This window comes from Bacillus sp. EU55 (assembly GCF_038005925.1).
In the GTDB taxonomy this organism is placed as follows: domain Bacteria; phylum Bacillota; class Bacilli; order Bacillales; family Bacillaceae; genus Bacillus; species Bacillus velezensis.
Genome location: NZ_JBBOUE010000001.1, coordinates 4,021,509 through 4,042,084 on the forward strand (window position 1 = coordinate 4,021,509; position 20,576 = coordinate 4,042,084).

At 49.2% G+C, this 20,576-nt stretch carries 20 protein-coding genes and 2 pseudogenes; 15 read left to right on the plus strand and 7 right to left on the minus strand.

Features of this window, described 5'->3' with window-relative positions; translation table 11 throughout:
- Positions 1 to 10: 10 nt before the first annotated feature.
- From dltC to NYE50_RS20575, 3 genes are all read left to right on the plus strand, one after another.
- Complete coding sequence (gene dltC / locus NYE50_RS20565) at positions 11 to 247, plus strand: D-alanine--poly(phosphoribitol) ligase subunit 2 (protein WP_003150875.1); 237 nt, start codon at positions 11 to 13, stop codon at positions 245 to 247.
- Positions 248 to 1,426 (plus strand): D-alanyl-lipoteichoic acid biosynthesis protein DltD, encoded by a 1,179-nt coding sequence (gene dltD, locus NYE50_RS20570; protein ID WP_007407736.1) that lies wholly within the window; start codon positions 248 to 250, stop codon positions 1,424 to 1,426. It begins immediately after the preceding gene.
- Between the two features lie 183 nt (positions 1,427 to 1,609).
- The gene (locus tag NYE50_RS20575; protein ID WP_025650062.1) at positions 1,610 to 2,701 is read left to right on the plus strand and encodes a branched-chain amino acid aminotransferase; all 1,092 of its coding nucleotides are present in this window, start codon (positions 1,610 to 1,612) and stop codon (positions 2,699 to 2,701) included.
- A gap of 40 nt (positions 2,702 to 2,741) precedes the next feature.
- Here NYE50_RS20575 and licH read toward each other — a convergent pair whose 3' ends face one another.
- The 7 genes from licH to NYE50_RS20610 form a co-directional block, all read right to left on the minus strand.
- Positions 2,742 to 4,070, minus strand: coding sequence for a 6-phospho-beta-glucosidase LicH (licH, locus tag NYE50_RS20580; protein WP_014419213.1), 1,329 nt, complete (start codon positions 4,068 to 4,070; stop codon positions 2,742 to 2,744).
- Positions 4,067 to 4,399: a PTS lichenan transporter subunit IIA gene (gene licA / locus NYE50_RS20585; RefSeq protein WP_003150867.1), complete on the minus strand. Its 333-nt coding sequence runs from the start codon at positions 4,397 to 4,399 to the stop codon at positions 4,067 to 4,069. Before licA ends, licH begins: the two co-directional genes overlap by 4 nt.
- A gap of 18 nt (positions 4,400 to 4,417) precedes the next feature.
- The gene (gene celB / locus NYE50_RS20590) at positions 4,418 to 5,776 is read right to left on the minus strand and encodes a PTS cellobiose transporter subunit IIC (protein WP_007407740.1); all 1,359 of its coding nucleotides are present in this window, start codon (positions 5,774 to 5,776) and stop codon (positions 4,418 to 4,420) included.
- A gap of 15 nt (positions 5,777 to 5,791) precedes the next feature.
- Entirely contained in the window at positions 5,792 to 6,100 is a 309-nt protein-coding gene (gene licB / locus NYE50_RS20595; protein WP_003150863.1) for a PTS lichenan transporter subunit IIB, read from the minus strand.
- A gap of 98 nt (positions 6,101 to 6,198) precedes the next feature.
- On the minus strand, positions 6,199 to 8,154 hold the full coding sequence (gene licR, locus NYE50_RS20600; protein WP_224988570.1) for a transcriptional regulator LicR: 1,956 nt from the start codon (positions 8,152 to 8,154) through the stop codon (positions 6,199 to 6,201).
- 146 nt (positions 8,155 to 8,300) lie between these two features.
- Positions 8,301 to 8,435 (minus strand): hypothetical protein, encoded by a 135-nt coding sequence (locus tag NYE50_RS20605; RefSeq protein ID WP_369719122.1) that lies wholly within the window; start codon positions 8,433 to 8,435, stop codon positions 8,301 to 8,303.
- A gap of 51 nt (positions 8,436 to 8,486) precedes the next feature.
- Positions 8,487 to 9,077, minus strand: coding sequence for a DNA-3-methyladenine glycosylase (locus tag NYE50_RS20610; protein ID WP_021494728.1), 591 nt, complete (start codon positions 9,075 to 9,077; stop codon positions 8,487 to 8,489).
- Positions 9,078 to 9,319: 242 nt separating this feature from the next.
- Between NYE50_RS20610 and NYE50_RS20615 the strand changes: the two genes are divergently transcribed.
- The 12 genes and pseudogenes from NYE50_RS20615 (at position 9,320) to NYE50_RS20670 (ending at position 20,506) form a co-directional block, all read left to right on the plus strand.
- A complete protein-coding gene (locus tag NYE50_RS20615; protein ID WP_224988580.1) occupies positions 9,320 to 10,318 on the plus strand; it encodes a FecCD family ABC transporter permease in 999 nt (332 codons plus the stop codon).
- Positions 10,319 to 11,332, plus strand: coding sequence for a FecCD family ABC transporter permease (locus NYE50_RS20620; protein WP_021494727.1), 1,014 nt, complete (start codon positions 10,319 to 10,321; stop codon positions 11,330 to 11,332).
- Between the two features lie 16 nt (positions 11,333 to 11,348).
- Positions 11,349 to 12,245 carry an ABC transporter substrate-binding protein gene (locus tag NYE50_RS20625; RefSeq protein ID WP_007407746.1) on the plus strand — a complete coding sequence of 299 codons (897 nt, stop codon included), beginning with the start codon at positions 11,349 to 11,351 and terminating at the stop codon, positions 12,243 to 12,245.
- A gap of 102 nt (positions 12,246 to 12,347) precedes the next feature.
- Positions 12,348 to 12,698: an ArsR/SmtB family transcription factor gene (locus NYE50_RS20630; protein ID WP_033574347.1), complete on the plus strand. Its 351-nt coding sequence runs from the start codon at positions 12,348 to 12,350 to the stop codon at positions 12,696 to 12,698.
- Between the two features lie 13 nt (positions 12,699 to 12,711).
- A complete protein-coding gene (locus tag NYE50_RS20635; protein WP_224988568.1) occupies positions 12,712 to 14,010 on the plus strand; it encodes an arsenic transporter in 1,299 nt (432 codons plus the stop codon).
- A 152-nt stretch (positions 14,011 to 14,162) separates the two neighbouring features.
- Positions 14,163 to 14,474 carry a PTS sugar transporter subunit IIB gene (locus NYE50_RS20640; protein WP_159353588.1) on the plus strand — a complete coding sequence of 104 codons (312 nt, stop codon included), beginning with the start codon at positions 14,163 to 14,165 and terminating at the stop codon, positions 14,472 to 14,474.
- A gap of 14 nt (positions 14,475 to 14,488) precedes the next feature.
- Positions 14,489 to 14,809 (plus strand): PTS lactose/cellobiose transporter subunit IIA, encoded by a 321-nt coding sequence (locus NYE50_RS20645; RefSeq protein ID WP_159353589.1) that lies wholly within the window; start codon positions 14,489 to 14,491, stop codon positions 14,807 to 14,809.
- Between the two features lie 4 nt (positions 14,810 to 14,813).
- Positions 14,814 to 16,132, plus strand: a pseudogene (gene celB, locus NYE50_RS20650) (PTS cellobiose transporter subunit IIC).
- Positions 16,133 to 16,161: 29 nt separating this feature from the next.
- Positions 16,162 to 17,562, plus strand: a complete 1,401-nt coding sequence (locus tag NYE50_RS20655) for a glycoside hydrolase family 1 protein (protein ID WP_159353591.1) — start codon at positions 16,162 to 16,164, stop codon at positions 17,560 to 17,562.
- A gap of 19 nt (positions 17,563 to 17,581) precedes the next feature.
- A complete protein-coding gene (locus NYE50_RS20660; RefSeq protein ID WP_159353592.1) occupies positions 17,582 to 18,463 on the plus strand; it encodes an ROK family protein in 882 nt (293 codons plus the stop codon).
- Positions 18,460 to 19,404, plus strand: a complete 945-nt coding sequence (gene manA, locus NYE50_RS20665) for a mannose-6-phosphate isomerase, class I (RefSeq protein ID WP_159353593.1) — start codon at positions 18,460 to 18,462, stop codon at positions 19,402 to 19,404. Before NYE50_RS20660 ends, manA begins: the two co-directional genes overlap by 4 nt.
- 19 nt (positions 19,405 to 19,423) lie before the next feature.
- A pseudogene (locus NYE50_RS20670) lies at positions 19,424 to 20,506 on the plus strand (glycosyl hydrolase).
- Positions 20,507 to 20,576: the final 70 nt, after the last annotated feature.

A 20,576-nucleotide genomic window follows, 5' to 3' on the forward strand; every position in this document is an offset into this window, starting at 1 on the left:
TTGAAAACACATGGAATTTAAACAGGAAGTATTAGACGTATTAGCTGAAGTTTGTCAGGAGGACGCTGTGAAAGAAAATCCTGATATTGAAATCTTTGAAGAAGGACTGCTTGATTCTTTCGGAACTGTAGAGCTGCTTGTCGCCATCGAAAACCGCTTCGGCATTACAGTGCCGATCACTGAATTTGACCGTGACGAGTGGAATACGCCAAACAACATTGTAAACAAACTGACTGAGTTGAAGTAAATGAAAAAGCGTTTCTTTGGACCAATTATTTTAGCGTTCGTCCTGTTTGTCGGAGCTATCGCAGTTCCGGCTTCATGGCTTACGCGCTTCATTCCTGAAAAACGTGTCGAAGAGTCGGCGGCAGCCTTAAATCCGAATATGTTCCAGGGGCTCTATCTGCAAAATAAAATGTTCGAAGACTCGAAGTATCTGCCGATTTTCGGTTCTTCCGAGCTTTCAAGACTGGATGAGTTTCATCCGTCCAACTATTTCCAAGTAAACAACCAAGGCTTTACGCCTTATCTTGTCGGAAAAGGCGGGGACCAATCCTTGATACACGCCGTGAACTTTGCGGCGCATTATCAGCAGCTGAAAGGCAAAAAGCTGGTATTCATTGTTTCTCCGCAATGGTTTATCAAAAAAGGTTCTGATGAACAGCACTTTGCGCCGAATTTTTCATCACTTCAGGCATTGGATTTAGCATTTAATAACCAGATTGATCCCGCGGTCAAAAAGAACATGATGAAGCGCATGCTCCGTTTTAAAGTCGTTCAGCATGATGCCGTCCTTTCTGAATTGTACAAGGGAATGGTCAACGGACAATCATGGAAAGTGAAAGCGGTCATGCCGGCTGCCAAAGCTTATTATTCTCTGCTTGAGAAAAAAGATCTTTATTATTCAATGGGAGAAACCAAGGGCCCTGAACGGACGATCTCTGAAAACCTGAAAGGGAAATCGTGGTCAGAGTTAAAAACAGCCGCCGCGCAATTAGGAGAACGGAGCTCCAAGTCCAATCCTTTCTATATCGATGACGCTTCTTATAAAAAGATTAAGAAGAAAGTAAAGAGAGTGAAAGGGATCAACAAAGGAAGAACGTACGCCAAATCAGTCGAATATCACGACTTTGAGGATATGCTGGACATTCTGAAAGATGCCGGCGCTGAACCGATGTTCGTGGTTATTCCGGTCAACGGAAAATGGTATGACTACACCGGCTTCCCGAAAAAAGGCCGGACTGATTACTACAAAAAAGTCACTAAGCAAATTAAAGCGAAGGGCTTTCAGGTTGCCGACTTATCCGGGCACGAATATGATCCGTACTTTATGAAAGACACCATCCATATCGCCTGGAAAGGCTGGGTGTACGTCGATAAAGCAATGGAGCAGTTTTACAAAACCGGCAAGGTGACGGTTCACTGAGCACGGTGATGACAGAATACGTAAAAACGAACACGCAGGGGGCATTCTCTCCCCTGCTTTTTATGTGATTTGATTTTTTCACAAATTTGAGGAAAACTATTGCGAATATTTGTTGAAGGTATACAATAGAATATAAATTATTTTCAAATAAGTTTGACAATAACACCAATAGGGAGACAGAACATTATGAAACAAGACATTCGTGTTGAATTGACTTCAGCCAAAAAACCGAAACCGGACCCCCATGACCTTGCGTTCGGCAGAATTTTCACCGACCATATGTTTGTTATGGATTACGATGCTGATCAAGGCTGGTACGATCCGAGAATTATCCCTTATCAGTCCATCTCAATGGATCCTGCGGCCATGGTTTATCATTACGGCCAAACCGTTTTTGAAGGGCTTAAAGCGTATGTAACGAAGGATCAGGAAGTGCTTCTGTTCAGACCGGAGAAAAATATGGAGCGCCTGAACCAGTCAAATGACCGCCTTTGCATCCCGCTCATTGATGAAGAGCTTGTTCTTGAAGGCCTGAAACAGCTCGTAGCCATCGACAAAGACTGGATTCCGAAAGCGGAAGGCACTTCCCTTTATATCCGTCCGTTTATTATTGCGACTGAGCCTTTCCTCGGTGTAGCGGCATCCCATACGTACAAGCTGTTTATCATTCTTTCCCCGGTCGGCTCTTATTACAAAGAAGGCATTAAACCGGTGAAAATCGCCGTGGAAAACGAATTCGTGCGCGCCGTCAAAGGCGGCACCGGAAACGCGAAAACCGCCGGCAACTACGCATCAAGTCTGAAAGCGCAGCAGGTTGCGGAAGAAAAGGGATTTTCCCAGGTTTTATGGCTTGACGGCATTGAGAAAAAATACATCGAAGAAGTCGGCAGCATGAACATCTTCTTCAAAATCAGCGGCGAGATCGTGACGCCGGAGCTGAACGGAAGCATTCTTGAAGGAATTACGAGAAATTCCGTCATCACCCTTCTCAAACATTGGGGACTGACTGTGTCTGAGCGGAAGATTTCGATCGATGAAATCATCCAGGCGCATCGTGACGGCCGATTGGAAGAAACATTCGGAACCGGTACGGCGGCGGTCATTTCTCCGGTCGGCGAACTGATCTGGAATGATGAAAGTCTTGTCATCGGCAGCGGTGAAACCGGAGAGATCTCGAAGAAATTGTATGATACCATTACAGGCATTCAAAAAGGCGCGGAAGCCGACGTGTTCGGCTGGACGACGGAAGTCGCCTCACTAAGCGAATCAAAATAAGCAAAAAACCCGGAAGCGAATCCGGGTTTTTTTACTGCTCTTATGCTTCAATCGACTTAAAGAAATGAGGCAGATGTTCTTTGTGGGCCTCAAGCATTTCATCCAGAATGGCCTTTGCCACGGAGTCTGACGGGACGAGAGGGTTGATCGTCATCGCAAGTAGCGCCGTTTGATAATCTCCCGTGACGGCTGCTTCAGCGGCGACACGCTCAAATGATTTGATTTGCTGGACGAGTCCGCGGACAGACACCGGCAGATCACCGACGGCGATCGGTTTCGGACCGTCTTTCGTCATGACACAGTTCACTTCGACTGCTGAGTCATTCGGAATGCTGGCGATCGCGCCGTTGTTTATCGTATTGACGGGCTGGATATCATGTTTGTCATTATAGATGGAGCTGATCAGGTTGCAGGCCGCGTCACTGTAGTACGCTCCGCCCCGTTTTTCAAGCTGCGGCGGTTTGATGGCGAGATTCGGATCTTTGTACAGTTCGAACAGTTCTTTCTCAACCTTCTGCACGACCTCGGCGCGTGTGCCCTCCGTCTGTGACGCTTCTATTTCATGCTCGAGCATTTCTTTCGTTTTGAAATAATAGCGGTGGTAGCCGCAAGGAATCAGATCGAGCGCCTTCAGGAATTCAGGCTCCCATTCCGCTCCTGAAATATTTTTCATCGTCATGGCGTTTTTCGGGTCTCCCATGGCTTCAATGACTTGATCTTTCACGCTGACGCCGTCTAAGAAAACATCTAATCCGAAGACCATGTGATTCAGCCCGGCAAATTGCACTTCGATCCGGCTGACATCCACATCCAATGCTTTTGCGACGCCCATTTTAATGCCGATCGGCACATTGCAGAGGCCGACGACTTTTGTGAGATTCGAGTAGCGGAGCAAGGCCTCGGTAACCATGCCGGCAGGGTTTGTGAAATTCACGAGCCATGCATTCGGACAAAGCTCTTCGATGTCTTTCGCGATTTCCAGAATAACCGGGATGGTGCGCAGCCCTTTGAATAAACCGCCCGGACCGTTTGTCTCCTGGCCGATTACGCCGTATTTTAACGGAATCCGTTCATCTTTGGCGCGGGCCTCAAGAAGGCCGACGCGGAATTGAGTCGTTACGAAATCCGCATCCTTCAAGGCTTCTCTCCGGTCAAGCGTCAGGTGAATCTCTATCGGAACACCCGCTTTTTCGACCATGCGTTTTGCAAGCGTGCCGACGATATTGAGTTTTTTCTCGCCTTCAGGAATGTCGACGAGCCATAATTCTCTGACAGGCAGTTCCTCATAGCGCTTAATGATGCCTTCCACAAGCTCCGGTGTATAGCTTGAACCTCCGCCGATCGTTACAATTTTAATTCCTTTTGTCATATTTTTGCTCCCCCTTGCAGACTCACTTTTTCATAAATCTCGACTAACTCTGCGGCCAAGTCTTTCACGGTCATGGCATTCATTAAATGATCTTGCGCATGCACCATCAAAAGCGTCATGTCTGTTTTTTCTCCGCCGGCTTCATTTTGGATCAGTTCTGTCTGATAATGATGAGCTTCGGTCAGTTCCCTTGCGGCTTCCTGAAGCTTTTCCTCCGCCATGGCTCTGTCCCCCCGCTTTGCGGCGGCAATGGCTTCCATTGATGCGCTTCTGCCGTTGCCGCCATGCAGGATGATCTGAAAAATGGTCTGTTCCATTTTTTCATTCATGTGTTTCACTCCCTTTCTCTACAGCACGGCTTTTTCGTCTCCCTGTACGGCTGGCGCCTGCGATTGTTCAAGTTCGTTTTCTTCTTTCAGCTTTTGCGAATCCCACATTCTGAAGAACGGATAGTACACGATAAAGGCTGTGATGATATTAATCGCCTGCATGACAGCCCCTGATATTTTTCCGCCCGTGGCAAGATAGCCGGAGAAAATCGGCGGCATCGTCCATGGGACGGCAATGCCGGCAGGTTTGGCGACGAGGCCGGTGCTCATACCGATATAGGTAAGGACCAGTGTGACAAGCGGTGTGATAATGAACGGAATGAGAAGCATCGGGTTCATGACGATCGGCATTCCGAAAATAATCGGCTCATTAATATTAAAGACGGCCGGCCCGATGGCGAGTTTCCCAAGCTGCTTCATCTGCTTGCTTCGCGAACGGAGAAACATGGTGACCACGAGCGCCAGTGTCGCGCCGCTTCCGCCGATGTTGATCCAGATTTCAAAGAACTGCTGGGTGAAAATATTCGGAAGCGCATCGCCCGCCTGAAACGCAATCCGGTTGGCATCCATCGCTCCGAACCAGATCGGCGCCATGACGCCGCCGACTATGTTCGCCCCGTGTAATCCGCACGCCCACAAGAGCATTTGAACCGCTTCGGCTATCAGGCTTCCGCCGAGACTTCCCCCAAGAATCGAGAGCGGCGTCCCCAGTACAACGCTTACAATGTTATGAAGGCTTTCAAACGGCGTCGCTTCGACAATTAAACGCGCACCCCAGATCAGAAAGATGACGGCAAAGCCGGGAATTAAGGCGACAAACGATTTGCTGACCGCCGGAGGCACGCCGTCCGGCATTTTGAAGACGAAATTCCGCTGGATGATCAAGCGGTAAATTTCCGTCGACAGCATGGCGATGATCATCGCGACAAACAGCCCTTTGCTTCCCATGAGAGACAGCGGGATGCCGCCGCCCACCATGATTTCCTCTTTGGCGCCGGAAGGCAGAAACGGAACTTTGTACGGCGTTGCCAAGAGAAACGCCGCCAAAGATATCGCACCGGCTGATAATGCGTCCACCCCGTATTTTTCGGCCAGGCGGTAGGCGATTCCGAAAGCGGCGACAAGACCCATGATTTCAAAGGTCGCATCAACCGGATATTGCAGTTTTTGAGACCAGGCGCTTCCGAACGTCTTTGCCATGAAATCCGCATATCCCGGAATCGGCAGGTTGCCGATGATCAGAAAAAACGAACCGATGATGATAAGCGGCATGGTGAGGATGATCCCGTCACGCAATGCTTGCAGATGCCGCTGGGAAGCAATTTTCCCGGCAATGGGCATGACTTTCTCTTCTAAAAACTGATTCACCTTATTCACACGGCCCGCCCCTTTCTACGATGCGTTTCCGAGCTGTTCTGCTGATTTCAGAACCTCCGCTCCGTTGCATGTGCCGTAATGGACGGTATTAATGACTTCAACCGGCACGCCTTTTGATTCGCCCAATTTTTTCAGCTGCGGAAGCAAATAACGGACTTGAGGCCCAAGCAGCAATACGTCCGCTTTATCTATATGCTGGTTGACTGAATCGCCTGACACAGCCCAGATTTTATATTCTTTTCCTTGTTCCTGCGCGCTTTTTTCCATCTTTGTAACGAGTAAGCTTGTTGACATCCCTGCTGCACAAACGAGTAATATATTCATGTAAAAGACCTCCTGAAAGTTTGATATTTTGTATGTCTCGGTGTTAATACCATCATATTATGAAATCGCTTTCATAACTACTCAGGCTTTTTCCGCTGCTAACGGAAAAAAGGTGTATCCCGGTCTTTCTCTGATCGTTTGTCTCTGAATACTTGTAAAACCTCGTGATAGGCTGTGCATTTTAAGAGACGGCTCACCGCGGCCGGATCATCTAACATGCCCCCCAGCCATTTGTACATATGCTGGAGGTCGGCTTTGCTCTCTTTCTCGACGCAAAGCAGGCAGACAAATTGGACACGCTTATCCGCCCAGTCAATCGGTTTTTTCAGCGTGCACACCGCCCAAAACGTCGTGTCTGTCTGCGGAACGAGCGGATGCGGAATCGCCGTGAGATTGCCGAAACTCGTAGGAGAAATCGCTTCCCTTTCAAAAATAGAATCGGTCAGAGTATCAGAAGCGAGGCCGGCTTTTGCAACCTGATGTCCGAGAAAACGGATGACGTCCTCCTTCGTCTCCAGATCCTGCTGCAAAAAAACCAGCTCCGGTTTCAGAAAGTTCAATTGTTCCCGCTTTTCTTCCAGCATGGCGTCGATTTTTGTAAAATCCCCGCCGCCCAACAGCGTATGAACCTTCAATACGGGAACGGGCAGGTCTTTTTTGATCGGCACTGTGCTGACCACAAAATCAATCGACTCAAAGGAAAGCTGGTCAAGGCTGCAGTAATCAGCCGTTCCGACGATTTCAAGACGCTTTGCGAACCGGGAACGGAGCTTTTCTCTTAAAAGCTGCGCGCTGCCGGCGCCGGACGCACAAACAATCAAGCAGCGTTTAGGCGGCCGTTCCGTCTTTCTCCTTTCAATGGCGGCTCCGAAATGAAGCGCCAAATATCCGATCTCATTTTCATGAATATCAATGCCGGTTTGCTCCTTGATCACGATTCCCGCAATCACTCCCGCTTCAAATGCGAGCGGATAATTTTCCTTTATGGCGGAGAGCATCGGGTTTCTCAGGTTCATTCCGTACCGGTTTCGGTTAATCGCCGGCTTGATGTGGAGCGCAAGACCCGCTTTCAGCTCATTGTCGTCCGTGATTCCGAGCTTCAGCTCCCGCTCAATGGCTTCAATCATGGCCTCCGTCAAACGGCTGGTTTCCCCGTCTATCAGCCTTGTAAGCTCTTTTCCTTCCAGTTGTGACTGGGTCATGCGCTTTGTCCCGAGCAGGTGAATGGCGATATAGGCTGTTTCCTGTTCGGGAAAGGTGACCGAAAGCGCAGATTCAAGCTCTTTTACGATGGCTTCCGCTGACTGATATTCTGTTTCAAGCTTAATATCATGAAGATCTTCCGGGATGAGAGATACATAGTTTTCTGTCCGGATTCGTTTGCAGGCAATGGCGATATGGATGATGAGATTGTTCAGGCCGAAGAAAGAAAGCGGGATCTTATGGTTTCGAACCTGCTTCATAATGGCTGTGCGGATCACGTGAATGTCGTCTTTCGGCAGAATACCGGCCTTTTCACTCAGGAGATCAGGCTCAGGCTCGCGGTCGTCCACTAAGTATTCCGCCATACAATAACGGAGGCGGAGCTCTTCGCCGCGCAGCTTAAAGCCGTAATTCGGCCTTGTTTCCAAAATGATGTCATAGGGGCGGAGCCGTTTTTTGACTTCTTTTAAATCAGATTGAAGTGTGGATTTACTGATGAACAGTTCTTCCGCCAAGTCATCCAGCTTGAGGTAGCCGTCGGCCAGAAGCATTCTTTTCATAAGGTAATCTAACCGTTCACCGGGAAAAATCGGCACGGTGCTGTTCTGCTGGAAATTGTCCTGAAGCCAGTTTTTAAACGGCTGCTCATTCCGGATCAGCAGCTTATAGCCGCTCCCTCTGACAGATTGAATGGATGCGCCGTGTTTTTCTACAATGGTTTGCAGTTCCTTTATGTCATTGCGGACCGTCCGCGTCGTTACCTTTACATTTGCAGCGATGACTGAGCTTGTAACCGGTGTTTCAGCAGCTAAAAGCAAGCGCAGAAGTTCACGAAGCCGCCCATGAAGCATGAGAAAAACCTCCTATCAGATCAGATGCAGACGTGAAAAATGGGCAAATAGAATGAGGAAGGGGTAAATGTATGTAAATTCTATAATGGGGAGGATTTCAAGTCAATGCGGCAATCCGATGCCAGGCCCGTAAAAAAACAGCCGGATCAGCCGGCTGTTCGGGATGCGGACATGCGGTTCCGCTTAGATGCCTTCCGTTCTTTTATGATTTTTCTGATGATCGGATAGATGACGGGCGCCCATTTGATAATCGTTTTGAAAAATTTTTTCAATGTCTGAATCCCCTTTCTTTTACCTTGTCTTTCCCCTGTTATCAGCGTTTATAAACATGGTCAGCGTGAGACATACCGGTTCCCCGTCACCCAATAGCGCCACGGATAATCCCGGGCTTCTCCGCTGTTGTCAATCCCGATTCTCGGGCCTGTTGATATATGCTCAGGCGTAAAGCCCTCCGTAATATACAGCGGCGGTTCCGTGATCATGCTGCCGTAGTCGTTCATTGAAATGCCCATCGCCTTCGTCAGTTTTCCCGGGCCGTTTGTCCGCTCTCTCGGGGGTCTGCCCGGTCTCCTGCTCTCCATCAGGAACTGTCCTTCATGAGGCTCCGCCGCCCTGATTAACACGGCCTGCGGAATGCCGATGTCCGCGGCGACGACGTTCATTAATGTATGAGTGTGCATGACGTATGTATAAATGCGGCCCGCCTCATGGAACATAATTTCCGTCCGTTTCGTGCGCCGGTTGCCGAAGCTGTGCGCCGCCCTGTCATCCGCTCCCATATAAGCTTCCGTTTCCACGATAAAACCTGAAGCCGTTCCCTCGTCCGTCTCCTTCACCAAGAGACAGCCGAGCAATAAAGGGGCAAGCTCCACTGACGGTCTCTGGTAAAATTCAATCGGCAAAGGCTTTCGTTCTCCCGCCATTTGCCTCCCTCCTTTCTGAATATAGCGATTTCCTCTTTCACGTTTTTCACTTCTTTTTTACAATATAAACATGAGAGAAAAAAAGGACATCATTGTTGAACGCTCTATTGCGTTTTGAAAATCAGCTCGGTATAATATGATGGTTCAAATGAAAATGATTCTCATATTCAATAAATACCGGACAATGATCATAAAAGTAGGTGAATTGATTTTTGAGCGATTCTGTCACGTCCGCAAACCGTCTGATCAGCATCTTAAAAAACGGGGTTTTCTTCCTGATCGCGGTGATCGGGCTGCTTGTATCTATTTTTTTCGCTGTCTCATTCGGCGCGAAAGACATTACTTTACATACGGTTTGGTCGGCTGTTGCTGATTACAATCCGAACATAACGGGCCAGCAGATCATTCATGAATTGCGTCTTCCGAGGGTGCTCGGGGCGGCCGTTACAGGAGCCGCTTTTGCTGCAGCCGGCGCCCTCATGCAGGGTGTCACGAGAAACCCGCTTGCCGATTCGGGTGTCTTAGGCGTAAACGCGGGCGCCATGTTTGTTGTTGCGCTCAGCTTTGCTTTTTTCCCTCATTTGTCATACGCCCTGCTGATGGTGATGTCATTTTTGGGAGCACTGGCAAGCACCGGCTTGATTTTCTTTATCAGTGCGGCGGGAAAAGGCAGCATGACACCTTTAAAGGTGACGCTTGCCGGAGCGGTCGTGGCCGCTCTTTTACATTCACTCAGTACCGGTGTGGCGATTTATTACGATTTAAGCCAGGATTTGGCCTTCTGGTACGCCGGCGGGGTGTCAGGGATCAAGTGGGCTCATTTACAAGTCCTAGTTCCCGTGATTGCGGTCTTCATCATTCTCGCGACATTCATGGGCCGGTCCGTCACCCTTCTCTCAATGGGAAATGACGTGGCGGCGAATTTAGGAGTGAACACGGCTCTGACGCGTGCCGCCGGATTAATGATCGCTGTCGTTCTTGCCGGTGTGTCTGTTTCCTCTGCGGGCGCGATCGGCTTCGTCGGGCTGGTCATTCCCCATATCGCGCGAAAGATCGTCGGCGTTACGTACAGGCTGATTATTCCGATGTCCGCGTTACTCGGCGCGATTCTATTGATTTTGGCCGACCTGGCCTCGCGCACGGTCAGTCCCCCGAGGGAATTGGCGATAGGCATTATGGTCGCACTTGTCGGTGTCCCTTTCTTTCTTTATATTGCCCGCAAGGAAGGAAGAGACTTATAAATGAAAGTGCAGAAAGAAACAAAAAAAGCGGCGGCGGCAGGACTCATTCTGCTGGTCATCGCCGTTTGCATGATTCTGATCGGGCTGCATACGGGCTCATTCCGGCTTTCTCCTCTCACCGTGGGAAAAACGCTGTTCGGATACGGCACGTTTCAAAGCACAACCGTTTTATTCGATTACCGGCTTCCCCGGATTCTGGTGACGATGCTGGCCGGCATCGGTTTAGGAGTGTCGGGCGCTATTTTGCAGGGTGTATCCCGAAATCCGCTTGCCGATCCGGGCATTCTCGGACTGCATGCCGGCGCTTCCTTCGGTTTGATGATGTATATCACATTCTTTCATTCCCTGGAGGCGCAGGCGTCGATGTTCATCCCGCTGTTTACGTTTGCGGGCGGAACACTCGCCGCCCTGCTGATTGTAGTGCTTACGTACGACAGGCTGAACGGTTTTTTAACGATCCGTATGCTGTTAGTCGGGATCGCCGTTTCCGCGGGCTTCAGCGCCGTTACATTGTTTATGTCGCTGCGCCTGAATGAAGAAACTTATACATTCGCTTCCCGCTGGCTGGTGGGAAACGTCTGGGGCAGGGATTGGATTCACGTGTGGTCGCTATTGCCCTGGATCGGCATTCTCGCACCGCTTGCATGGCTGAACGCCCGCTCTTTGAATATTTTAATGCTCGGTGACCAGGCAGCCGCGGGGCTCGGCGCACACGTGCAGAGAAAAAGGATCATGCTGATCGCCATAGCGGTCGGCTTGTCTTGCGCGAGTGTGGCGATGGCCGGGGGAATCGGCTTTATCGGCTTTGCCGCCCCTCACTTGGCAAGACGGCTCGTCGGCACCATGCATCAGCATATTATCCCGATTGCGGGATTAATCGGACTCGTCATTCTTGTCGCGGCAGACACCATCGGCCGGTCTTTGTTTCAGCCGAACGCCATTCCGGCCGGCGTGGTTGCGGCAGCCATCGGCGCGCCGTATTTTCTCTATCTCGTCATGAAAATCAAATCATAAAACAAGGAGTATTCCCATGAAAAAAATAATTGCGCTCGTCAGTTTCATGTGTATTTTCTTATTGGCTGCCTGCCAATCCGACTCAACACAGCCGGAGTCAAAAAAGAAATCCGGCGATCATAAAATCGCTTCGATGTCCATTCACCTGACAAATGATCTGCTGGCTCTCGGCGTTACACCTGCCGGTTCCGTCGTGGGCGGAGAATTGAAAGATTTTCTCCCTCATGTGAAAAATCAGCTGAAAGACACGAAAAAACTCGGACCTGCCTCAGACCCGGATATGGAAGCTTTACTTGAGCTGAATCCAGACAACATTTATCTTGATAAAGAATTTGCGGGGAAAGATGTGTCAAAATACAAGAAAATCGGAAACACACACGTTTTCGACCTTGATAAAGGCACTTGGCGCGATCATTTAAAAGATATCGGAAAAATCGTCAACCGTGAAAAAGAAGCGAAAACATTTATTCAAGATTACGAAGATGAAACAAAACAAGTCAGATCCATGATGAATAAGGAATTAGGGAAAAACGCCAAAGTCATGGCGATCCGCGTGAACGCAAAAGAGCTTCGCGTCTTCAGCACACGCCGTCCGATGGGACCGATTCTGTTTGACGATCTGAAGCTGAAACCGGCTGACGGCATTAAAGAAATGAACACCTCCCGCCCTTATGAAGTCATTTCTCAAGAAGTGCTGCCTGATTACAACGCAGATGCGATTTTCGTCGTCGTTAACAGAGACGACAAATCACAGCAAGCCTATAAAGAATTGCAAAAAAGCGCTGTATGGAAAGGGCTGAAGGCCGTGAAAGCAAACCACGTCTATAAAATTGCCGATCAGCCTTGGCTTGATTATTCAGCACTGGGAAATAAATTAGCAATGGATGAAGCGAAAAAACTGTTCCAAAAATAAACACGAGCCGGTTTTGCAAAAAGTGCAAGGCCGGCTTTTTTATATTGTCGTTTACTTATATAAACATCTGCTTATATAATAGTGTAAAAAAGGAGTGAGCGCATGGAACGGAGGCATCATGCTTTAAGTTCCGAAGGGATCACCCAGTGCCTCAAACTTCTAAGCGACCCGACGAGGCTGTTGATGCTGAAGCTTCTGAAGGATAAGGAATATTGTGTCTGCGAGCTGACGGCTATTTTTCATATAAGTCAGCCCGGCATCAGCCAGCACTTGAGGAAATTAAAGAACGCCGGCCTTGTGCGGGAAAGACGCGAGGGTCAGTGGCGGTACTATGCCATTCATCCGTCCGGTCCGGAATACGCGCTGGTTTGCTCGATTCTGCAGCAGATAGATGAAAAGGACGAAGTTTTACAGACATTGCGGCAAAAAGAAGTCACTGTTACATGCCGGTAAGGGGGATATATTCTTGGGAGTTGCGGTTTTATCAGCGCTGATTTTTGTGCTGACACTTGTGTTTGTCATATGGCAGCCGAAACATGTATCAATCGGCTGGTCTGCCTGCGGCGGAGCGGTCCTCGCTTTGATCGCCGGAGCAGTCAGCCTGCACGATATCGCGGAAGTGACGGGAATCGTCTGGAATGCGACACTTGCCTTTATCGCCATTATTATCATTTCATTGATTCTTGACAGCATCGGTTTTTTTGAGTGGGCCGCGCTGCATATGGCCATGGCGGCCAAAGGCAGCGGGCTGCGGATGTTTCTCTATGTGTCGGTCTTAGGGGCTGTTGTCTCCGCCCTGTTTGCCAATGACGGAGCGGCGCTCATTTTGACGCCGATCGTACTGGCGATGGTGCGGGCTTTGAATTTACCTGAAAAGCTGGTTTTTCCGTTTATTATCGCCGGAGGATTCATCGCCGACACCACCTCGCTTCCGCTCGTTGTAAGCAATTTGGTCAATATTGTATCCGCCGATTACTTTCATATCGGGTACATTGAATATGCATCACGCATGCTGGTGCCCAACCTTTTTTCTCTGGCGGCAAGCATTTTGGTGCTGTATCTCTATTTCAGAAAAAACATTCCGAAACGGTATGACACCGGTCTTGTGAAACATCCGGCATCCGCGATTAAGGATGAACGCCTTTTCCGGTTATCGTGGGCTGTGCTGGCCGTTTTATTGATCGGATATTTCGTCAGCGAACTGCTGTCGATACCCGTTTCCTTCGTTGCCGGCTCCATCGCGGTCATTTTTCTCATTCTGGCGCAGCGAAGCCCCGCCGTCCCTGCGAAACAAGTCATCAAGGACGCCCCGTGGGCCATCGTGTTTTTTTCTGTCGGCATGTATGTTGTCGTGTACGGCTTGCGGAATGCCGGACTGACGGATTTTCTTTCTCAGCTTTTACAGAAAGCGGCGGATCACGGACTGTTTGCGGGCACACTCGGAATGGGTTTTATCGCGGCGATCCTCTCCTCCGTTATGAATAACCTGCCGACGGTGATGATTGACGCCATAGCCATCAGCGGAACGGAAACTCACGGGCTGATGAGAGAAGCATTGATTTACGCGAATGTTATCGGTTCGGACCTCGGGCCGAAAATCACGCCGATCGGATCGCTGGCGACGTTGTTATGGCTCCACGTGCTGAGCCGGAAAAACGTGAAAATTTCCTGGGGAATGTATTTCAAAACAGGTCTGATATTAACCATTCCGACGTTATTCATCACCCTGATCGGACTTTATTTATGGCTGTTATGGCTCCCATGAGATGAAAAACCTTTTAAGTTGAATCTTAAAAGGTTTTTTTGTGTCAAAAATCCGAAAAGTAAAACTTTATATTTTAAAAGTATAGACATTTAATTTCAAAAGATTATAATATTCATGAAAACGTTTTAACTTTATGAAAGAAGGGATTCCTCATGAAAAGAATTTTATTAGCCTGCAGCTCAGGCATGTCCACCAGCCTTCTTGTTACGAAAATGCAGAATTACGCCCGCTCCATCGGTGAGGAAGCCGAGATTTGGGCAGTCGGACAGGATAAAGTAAAAGAAGCGATGAAAGACGCAGACGTCGTACTGATCGGCCCGCAGATGAGTTTTTTAAAAGGTGAGCTTCAAAAAGATGCGGACCCGCTTCACATCACCGTTGATGTGATTGACATGATGGCTTACGGCATGGGAGACGGCAAAAAAGCATACGAACAGGCCGTTGCCTTGATAGAGAACAAATAAAGGAGGCGATAAGCATGGAAACGTACACGGATGAACAGATCAGTTTTCAGCTGATTCTTCACAGCGGCAATGCCCGCAGCAATATTATTCAATCGATACGCGCTTATAAAGACGGCCGGACAGATGAGTCAGACACCTTTCTGACAAAGGCTGAAGAAGAACTGGGGATAGCGCACGACATCCATTTTCAGATGATTCAAAAAGAAGCCGGCGGCGCCAAGACGGATGTCTCTCTGCTTTTTATGCATGCCGAAGACCACTTAATGTCAGCGCTTTCTATGAAAGAGCTCGTTAAAGAAATGCTCGACTTATTTCAATCAAAAAGCCGGGGGTGAAGACGTGTTTGAGAAAATCAGCCAATTCCTTGTTCCGATCGCGGGCAAATTAAACAATAACCGCTACTTGCAAGTCTTACGGGATGCTTTTATGCTGGCGTTTCCGCTGACCATTTTCGGTTCGGTGTTCGTCGTGCTGACGAACCTGCCGTTTTTAAACAAAATCATGAGCAGCTCCGCACTGTCTGTCTTTCAATCCGGATTTGGCGGCGCTTCGACGGCGACGATGGGGATTATGTCCATTTTTGTCGTCTTCGGGATCGGCTATTACCTTTCCAAAAGCTACGAAGTGGAGGCCGTATTCGGCGGAGCGATCGCATTGGTTTCTTTTCTGCTGCTCACCCCGTTCGTCTTAGAGCCGGAAACGGGCAAAGCGGTCGCAGGCGTCATTCCGGTTGACCGGCTTGGAGCAAAAGGGATGTTTCTCGGCATGATGACCGCGTTTTTGTCAGGTGAAATCTACAGAAGAATCGTTCAGAGAAACTTAACGATTAAGATGCCTGCCGGTGTTCCTCCGGCTGTTGCTAAATCGTTGCCGCATTGATTCCGGCTTTTATCACGCTTACCGTCTTCCTCTTGATCAATGCGGCTGTCACCCAGATCTTTCACACCAATCTGCATGATGTCATTTATCATACGGTTCAAGCACCGCTTGTCGGACTTGGAAGCGGCATCATTCCTACATTAATCGCTGTTTTCTTTATTCAGATTTTATGGTTTTTCGGACTTCACGGACAAATCATTATCAATTCCGTGATGGACCCGCTTTGGAATACATTACAGGTCGAAAATTTGGCAGCGTATACAGCGGGGAAAGAGATTCCCCATATTATTTCTAAGCCGTTTATGGAGATTTACACCGTCGGAATGGGCGGAACCGGAATGACATTGGCCATAGTGATCGCCATCTTGCTTTTTATGAAAAGCAAACAGATGAAACAGATATCCAAACTCGGTCTCGCGCCAGGCATTTTCAACGTCAATGAGCCGGTTATTTTCGGTTTGCCGATCGTGATGAACCCGATCATTATCATTCCGTGGGTGATCGCACCGATGGTTGTCACCCTCGTCACCTACCTGGCCATGTCGGCGGGGATCGTGCCCCCTCCTACCGGCGTGACCGTGCCTTGGACCGTCCCCCTTTTCATTAACGGGATTATGGCGACCAATTCCGTCATGGGCGGCATTATGCAGCTGGTCAACCTCTGTATTGTGTTTGTCATCTGGTTCCCGTTTCTTAAAGCGCTGGACAAATTAAACATGGCAAAGGAAAAAGAAGCTGAGACCGAGCAGCATGCCCGGGATGACAGCATGAGTATGTAATCAAAATCGCAGTAAGGGAGAGAAATCAATTGACTGACTCAAATATTCAATATCGTTTTCCGGAAGGATTCTGGTGGGGGTCTTCCGCCTCCGCCACCCAAACAGAAGGCGCCGCTGACAGAGACGGAAAAAGCCAAAACATATGGGATTACTGGTATGAAAAAGAGCCGAGCCGTTTTTTTAACGGCGTCGGCCCCGGCGACACGTCACGTTTTTACGATCAATACAAGGAGGATATCCGGCTGATGAAAGAAATCGGCCATAACTCCTTCCGGCTGTCTATTTCCTGGTCAAGATTGATTCCGGACGGAACTGGCGAGGTCAATCAGAAAGCGGTCGCGTTTTATCAGGACGTCATCGATGAAATGCTTGCCCATCGCATTGAGCCGTTTGTCAATTTGTTTCACTTTGACATGCCGCTCGCCCTTCAGCGGAAGGGGGGCTGGGTCAGCCGGAACACCGTTGACGCGTTTGAACATTACGCCAAAACATGCTTTTCGCTATTCGGTGACAAGGTGAAAAAATGGTTCACTCACAACGAGCCGATTGTGCCGATTGAAGGCGGCTACTTATACGACTTTCACTACCCGAATCACGTTAATTTTCAAGAAGCGATGCAGGCCGGCTTCCATACCCTGCTGTCGAATGCAAGGGCTGTCAAAGCCTACAGAGAATTGAAACAGGACGGACAAATCGGAATCATTCTGAATCTGACGCCTTCTTATCCGAGAAGCTCACATCCTGAAGATCTGAAAGCGTCCCGGATTGCCGACGCCTTTTTCAACCGCTCATTTTTAGATCCCGCCGTAAAAGGCGAATTTCCTGAGGAGCTTGTCGAGATTCTCAAGGCGGAAGGCTTTCTGCCGCGTTATGAGAAAGAAGATCTCCGCCTCATTCAGGAGCATACGGTTGACCTGTTAGGCGTGAACTACTACCAGCCGAGGCGCGTCAAGGCAAAAGAACATGTTCCGAATCCGCATGCCCCTTTCCTGCCCGAGCGTTTCTTCGATCCGTATGTCATGCCCGGCCGTAAAATGAACCCTCATCGCGGGTGGGAAATTTATGAAAAAGGAATCTACGACATTCTCACCAATCTCAGAGAACATTACGGAAATATCGAGTGTTTTATTTCTGAGAATGGCATGGGAGTAGAAGGCGAGGAACGCTTCCGCGATGAAAACGGCATCATTCAGGATGATTACAGGATTGAATTTATCCAGGAACATCTGAAATGGGTGCATCGGGCCATCGGAGAAGGTTCAAATGTAAAAGGCTATCACCTGTGGACTTTCATGGACAACTGGTCTTGGACAAATGCTTATAAAAACCGCTACGGCTTTGTATCTGTCAATCTGGAAAACGGGGGCGAACGGACCGTCAAAAAAAGCGGCCGCTGGTTCAAAGCCGTTTCCGATCAAAACGGATTTTAACAGATGAGGAGGGACGGCCATGCTTGGAGGTATTGAAGCCGGCGGCACGAAATTTGTCTGTGCCGCCGGACAAAGAGACGGCACCATTATGGACAGAGCAGAGTTTCCGACGGGAGAACCGGATGACACACTCAGACAGGTCATCCGTTACTTTAAAGATTTCCCGATAGACGCCATCGGCATCGGGTCGTTCGGGCCGATTGATATCCGTCCCGACAGTCAAACATACGGGTGCATCACCGCGACGCCGAAGACAGCCTGGCGGAACTGCCCTATTCTTCAAACGATCAAAAGCGCTCTGGATATTCCCGCAGGCTTCACCACCGACGTTAATGCGGCGGCGCTTGGAGAAGCTTCTTTCGGCGCGGCCAAAAACGCGGACAGCTGCCTCTATTTGACGGTCGGTACAGGCATCGGCGCGGGCGCCATTATGAACGGCAGATTTGTTCAAGGGCTGTCTCATCCTGAAATGGGCCACATTTATGTCAGAAGACATCCGGACGACGGCTACAAAGGCAATTGCCCTTACCATACAGATTGTCTGGAAGGCCTCGCGGCAGGCCCCGCCATTGAGAAACGCTGGGGGAAAAAAGCAGTTCTGCTCACGGATCAGCAGGAAGTGTGGGAGCTTGAGGGCTATTATATTGCCGAAGCGCTTGTGCAGTATATTCTCATACTTTCGCCGGAAAAAATCATCCTCGGCGGGGGCGTCATGAAGCAGCGGCAGCTGTTCTCTTCTATCCGTCAGCACGTGAAAAAGCGGCTGAATCAATATATTGATCTGCCCGACATTGAAAACCGCATCGTCCCCCCTCAATTAGGCATTCACTCCGGAGCGGCCGGTTCGCTCGTATTGGCGGAGCGCGCATTAGAGGCGGCAAACCGGGAGGCGGAAAAATGACGAAACTCTTATTTTTGGAACCGGTTTTTAAAGAAAGATTATGGGGCGGGACGAAGCTGCGCGATACATTCGGGTATGAGATTCCTTCTGAGCGGACGGGAGAGTGCTGGGCGATTTCAGCTCATCCGCACGGCACATCCATCGTGCGGAACGGGCCTTTTTCCGGAACATCATTACATCGTCTCTGGAATGAACACCCTGACCTGTTCGGACATCCGAAAGAAGAAGCCTTTCCCCTGCTCACAAAAATTCTCGACGCAAATATGGACTTATCCGTACAGGTTCATCCGGATGACGTATATGCACATCGGCATGAAAACGGAGAACTCGGAAAAACGGAATGCTGGTACATATTGGACTGCAAAAAAGAGGCGGAGCTCATTTTAGGGCACCGCGCCCAAACGAGAGAAGACTTCGTTCGGCACATTGAACAAAACGAGTGGGATCACCTGCTCCGCCGCATCCCCATTAAGCCCGGCGACTTTTTCTATGTCCCGAGCGGCACACTGCACGCTTTATGTGAAGGTACGCTCGTTCTTGAAATCCAGCAAAGCTCTGATGCCACCTACCGGCTTTACGACTATGACCGGACGGATGGGAACGGGAATAAACGCGAGCTTCATCTTCAGAAAGCAATTGACGTAACAAGTATTCCGCATACCGATGAAAATGTAAAAAGCACAAAGCATCGGATCGGAAATGCTCTTATTACAACACTTGCCGAAACACCTTTCTTTTCAGTTTATCAATGGGATGTGAGCGGGAAAGCATCATTCCCCGCACCCGGCCGTTATTTACTCGCAAGCGTCATTAAAGGACGCGGAGAACTGGATGGATGCCCCATTCACAAAGGCGATCACTTTATCGTGCCGGCGGATTCCGGAGATTTTGTTATAGAAGGAGATTGTGAGGTTATCGTTTCACATCCTTCATCATCTTAAAAATCAGGAGGTCTTTTTTATGCTCAAAAAGTTAGCAGTCTGCCTGTCTATCGTTTTATTACTCTTAGGAGCCGCCAGTCCGATATCGGCTCACACCGTTTATCCCGTAAACCCAAATGCCCAGCAGACGACAAAAGATATCATGAACTGGCTGGCGCACCTGCCCAACCGTTCAGAAAACAGGGTCATGTCCGGTGCGTTCGGCGGGTACAGCGATGTCACTTTTTCAATGACAGAGGAAAACCGCTTGAAAAACGCGACGGGACAGTCTCCCGCCATCTACGGCTGTGACTATGGGAGAGGATGGCTGGAAACAGCGGATATCACCGATACTATCGATTACAGCTGCAACAGCAGCTAGATCTCATACTGGAAAAGCGGCGGCCTCCCTCAGGTCAGCCTGCATCTCGCAAATCCGGCTTTTCCATCCGGAAACTATAAAACGGCCATCTCAAACAGCCAGTACAAAAACATCCTGGACCCTTCAACTGTTGAAGGAAAACGGCTTGAGGCGCTGCTCAGCAAAATCGCCGACGGCCTTACTCAGCTGAAAAATCAAGGCGTCACCGTTCTGTTCAGGCCGCTTCACGAAATGAACGGCGAGTGGTTCTGGTGGGGGCTGACAGGCTACAACCAAAAAGACACGGAAAGAATCTCGCTGTACAAAGAGCTTTACAAGAAGATATACCGCTATATGACAGAGACAAGAGGATTGGATAACCTTTTGTGGGTGTATTCGCCGGATGCCAACAGAGACTTTAAAACAGACTTCTACCCAGGCTCATCTTATGTGGATATTACCGGTCTGGACGCTTACTTCACTGATCCGTATGCGATATCAGGCTATGATGAAATGCTGTCTCTGAAAAAACCGTTTGCCTTTGCCGAAACCGGTCCGTCCGGCAATATCGGAAACTTTGATTATGCTGCTTTTATCAATGCGATCAGGCAAAAGTATCCCGAGACCACGTACTTTTTGACATGGGATGAACAATTAAGTCCGGCGGCCAATCAAGGCGCGCAAAGCCTTTATCAAAACAGCTGGACGCTGAACAAGGGCGAAATATGGAACGGCGGGTCCTTGACACCGATCGCGGAATAACCGCTTCTTTTGAAAATCGGTTTTAAAAAACGGCTCTGCTGGGCATATTGTTACCGTTCAAAAAGGAGGG

Bases quoted from the DNA above. Each gene is read 5' to 3' on its own strand.
- NYE50_RS20610 (WP_021494728.1), bottom strand. From the start codon at position 9,077: ATGGCGGGAGAACGAAAGCCTTTGCCGATTGAATTTTACCAGAGACCG.
- NYE50_RS20625 (WP_007407746.1), top strand. From the start codon at position 11,349: ATGAAAAAAATAATTGCGCTCGTCAGTTTCATGTGTATTTTCTTATTG.
- licH (WP_014419213.1), bottom strand. From the start codon at position 4,070: ATGACAAAAGGAATTAAAATTGTAACGATCGGCGGAGGTTCAAGCTAT.
- licA (WP_003150867.1), bottom strand. From the start codon at position 4,399: ATGAATGAAAAAATGGAACAGACCATTTTTCAGATCATCCTGCATGGC.
- NYE50_RS20640 (WP_159353588.1), top strand. From the start codon at position 14,163: ATGAAAAGAATTTTATTAGCCTGCAGCTCAGGCATGTCCACCAGCCTT.
- manA (WP_159353593.1), top strand. From the start codon at position 18,460: ATGACGAAACTCTTATTTTTGGAACCGGTTTTTAAAGAAAGATTATGG.
- dltC (WP_003150875.1), top strand. From the start codon at position 11: ATGGAATTTAAACAGGAAGTATTAGACGTATTAGCTGAAGTTTGTCAG.
- NYE50_RS20630 (WP_033574347.1), top strand. From the start codon at position 12,348: ATGGAACGGAGGCATCATGCTTTAAGTTCCGAAGGGATCACCCAGTGC.
- NYE50_RS20645 (WP_159353589.1), top strand. From the start codon at position 14,489: ATGGAAACGTACACGGATGAACAGATCAGTTTTCAGCTGATTCTTCAC.
- NYE50_RS20620 (WP_021494727.1), top strand. From the start codon at position 10,319: ATGAAAGTGCAGAAAGAAACAAAAAAAGCGGCGGCGGCAGGACTCATT.
- licB (WP_003150863.1), bottom strand. From the start codon at position 6,100: ATGAATATATTACTCGTTTGTGCAGCAGGGATGTCAACAAGCTTACTC.
- NYE50_RS20660 (WP_159353592.1), top strand. From the start codon at position 17,582: ATGCTTGGAGGTATTGAAGCCGGCGGCACGAAATTTGTCTGTGCCGCC.
- licR (WP_224988570.1), bottom strand. From the start codon at position 8,154: ATGCTTCATGGGCGGCTTCGTGAACTTCTGCGCTTGCTTTTAGCTGCT.
- dltD (WP_007407736.1), top strand. From the start codon at position 248: ATGAAAAAGCGTTTCTTTGGACCAATTATTTTAGCGTTCGTCCTGTTT.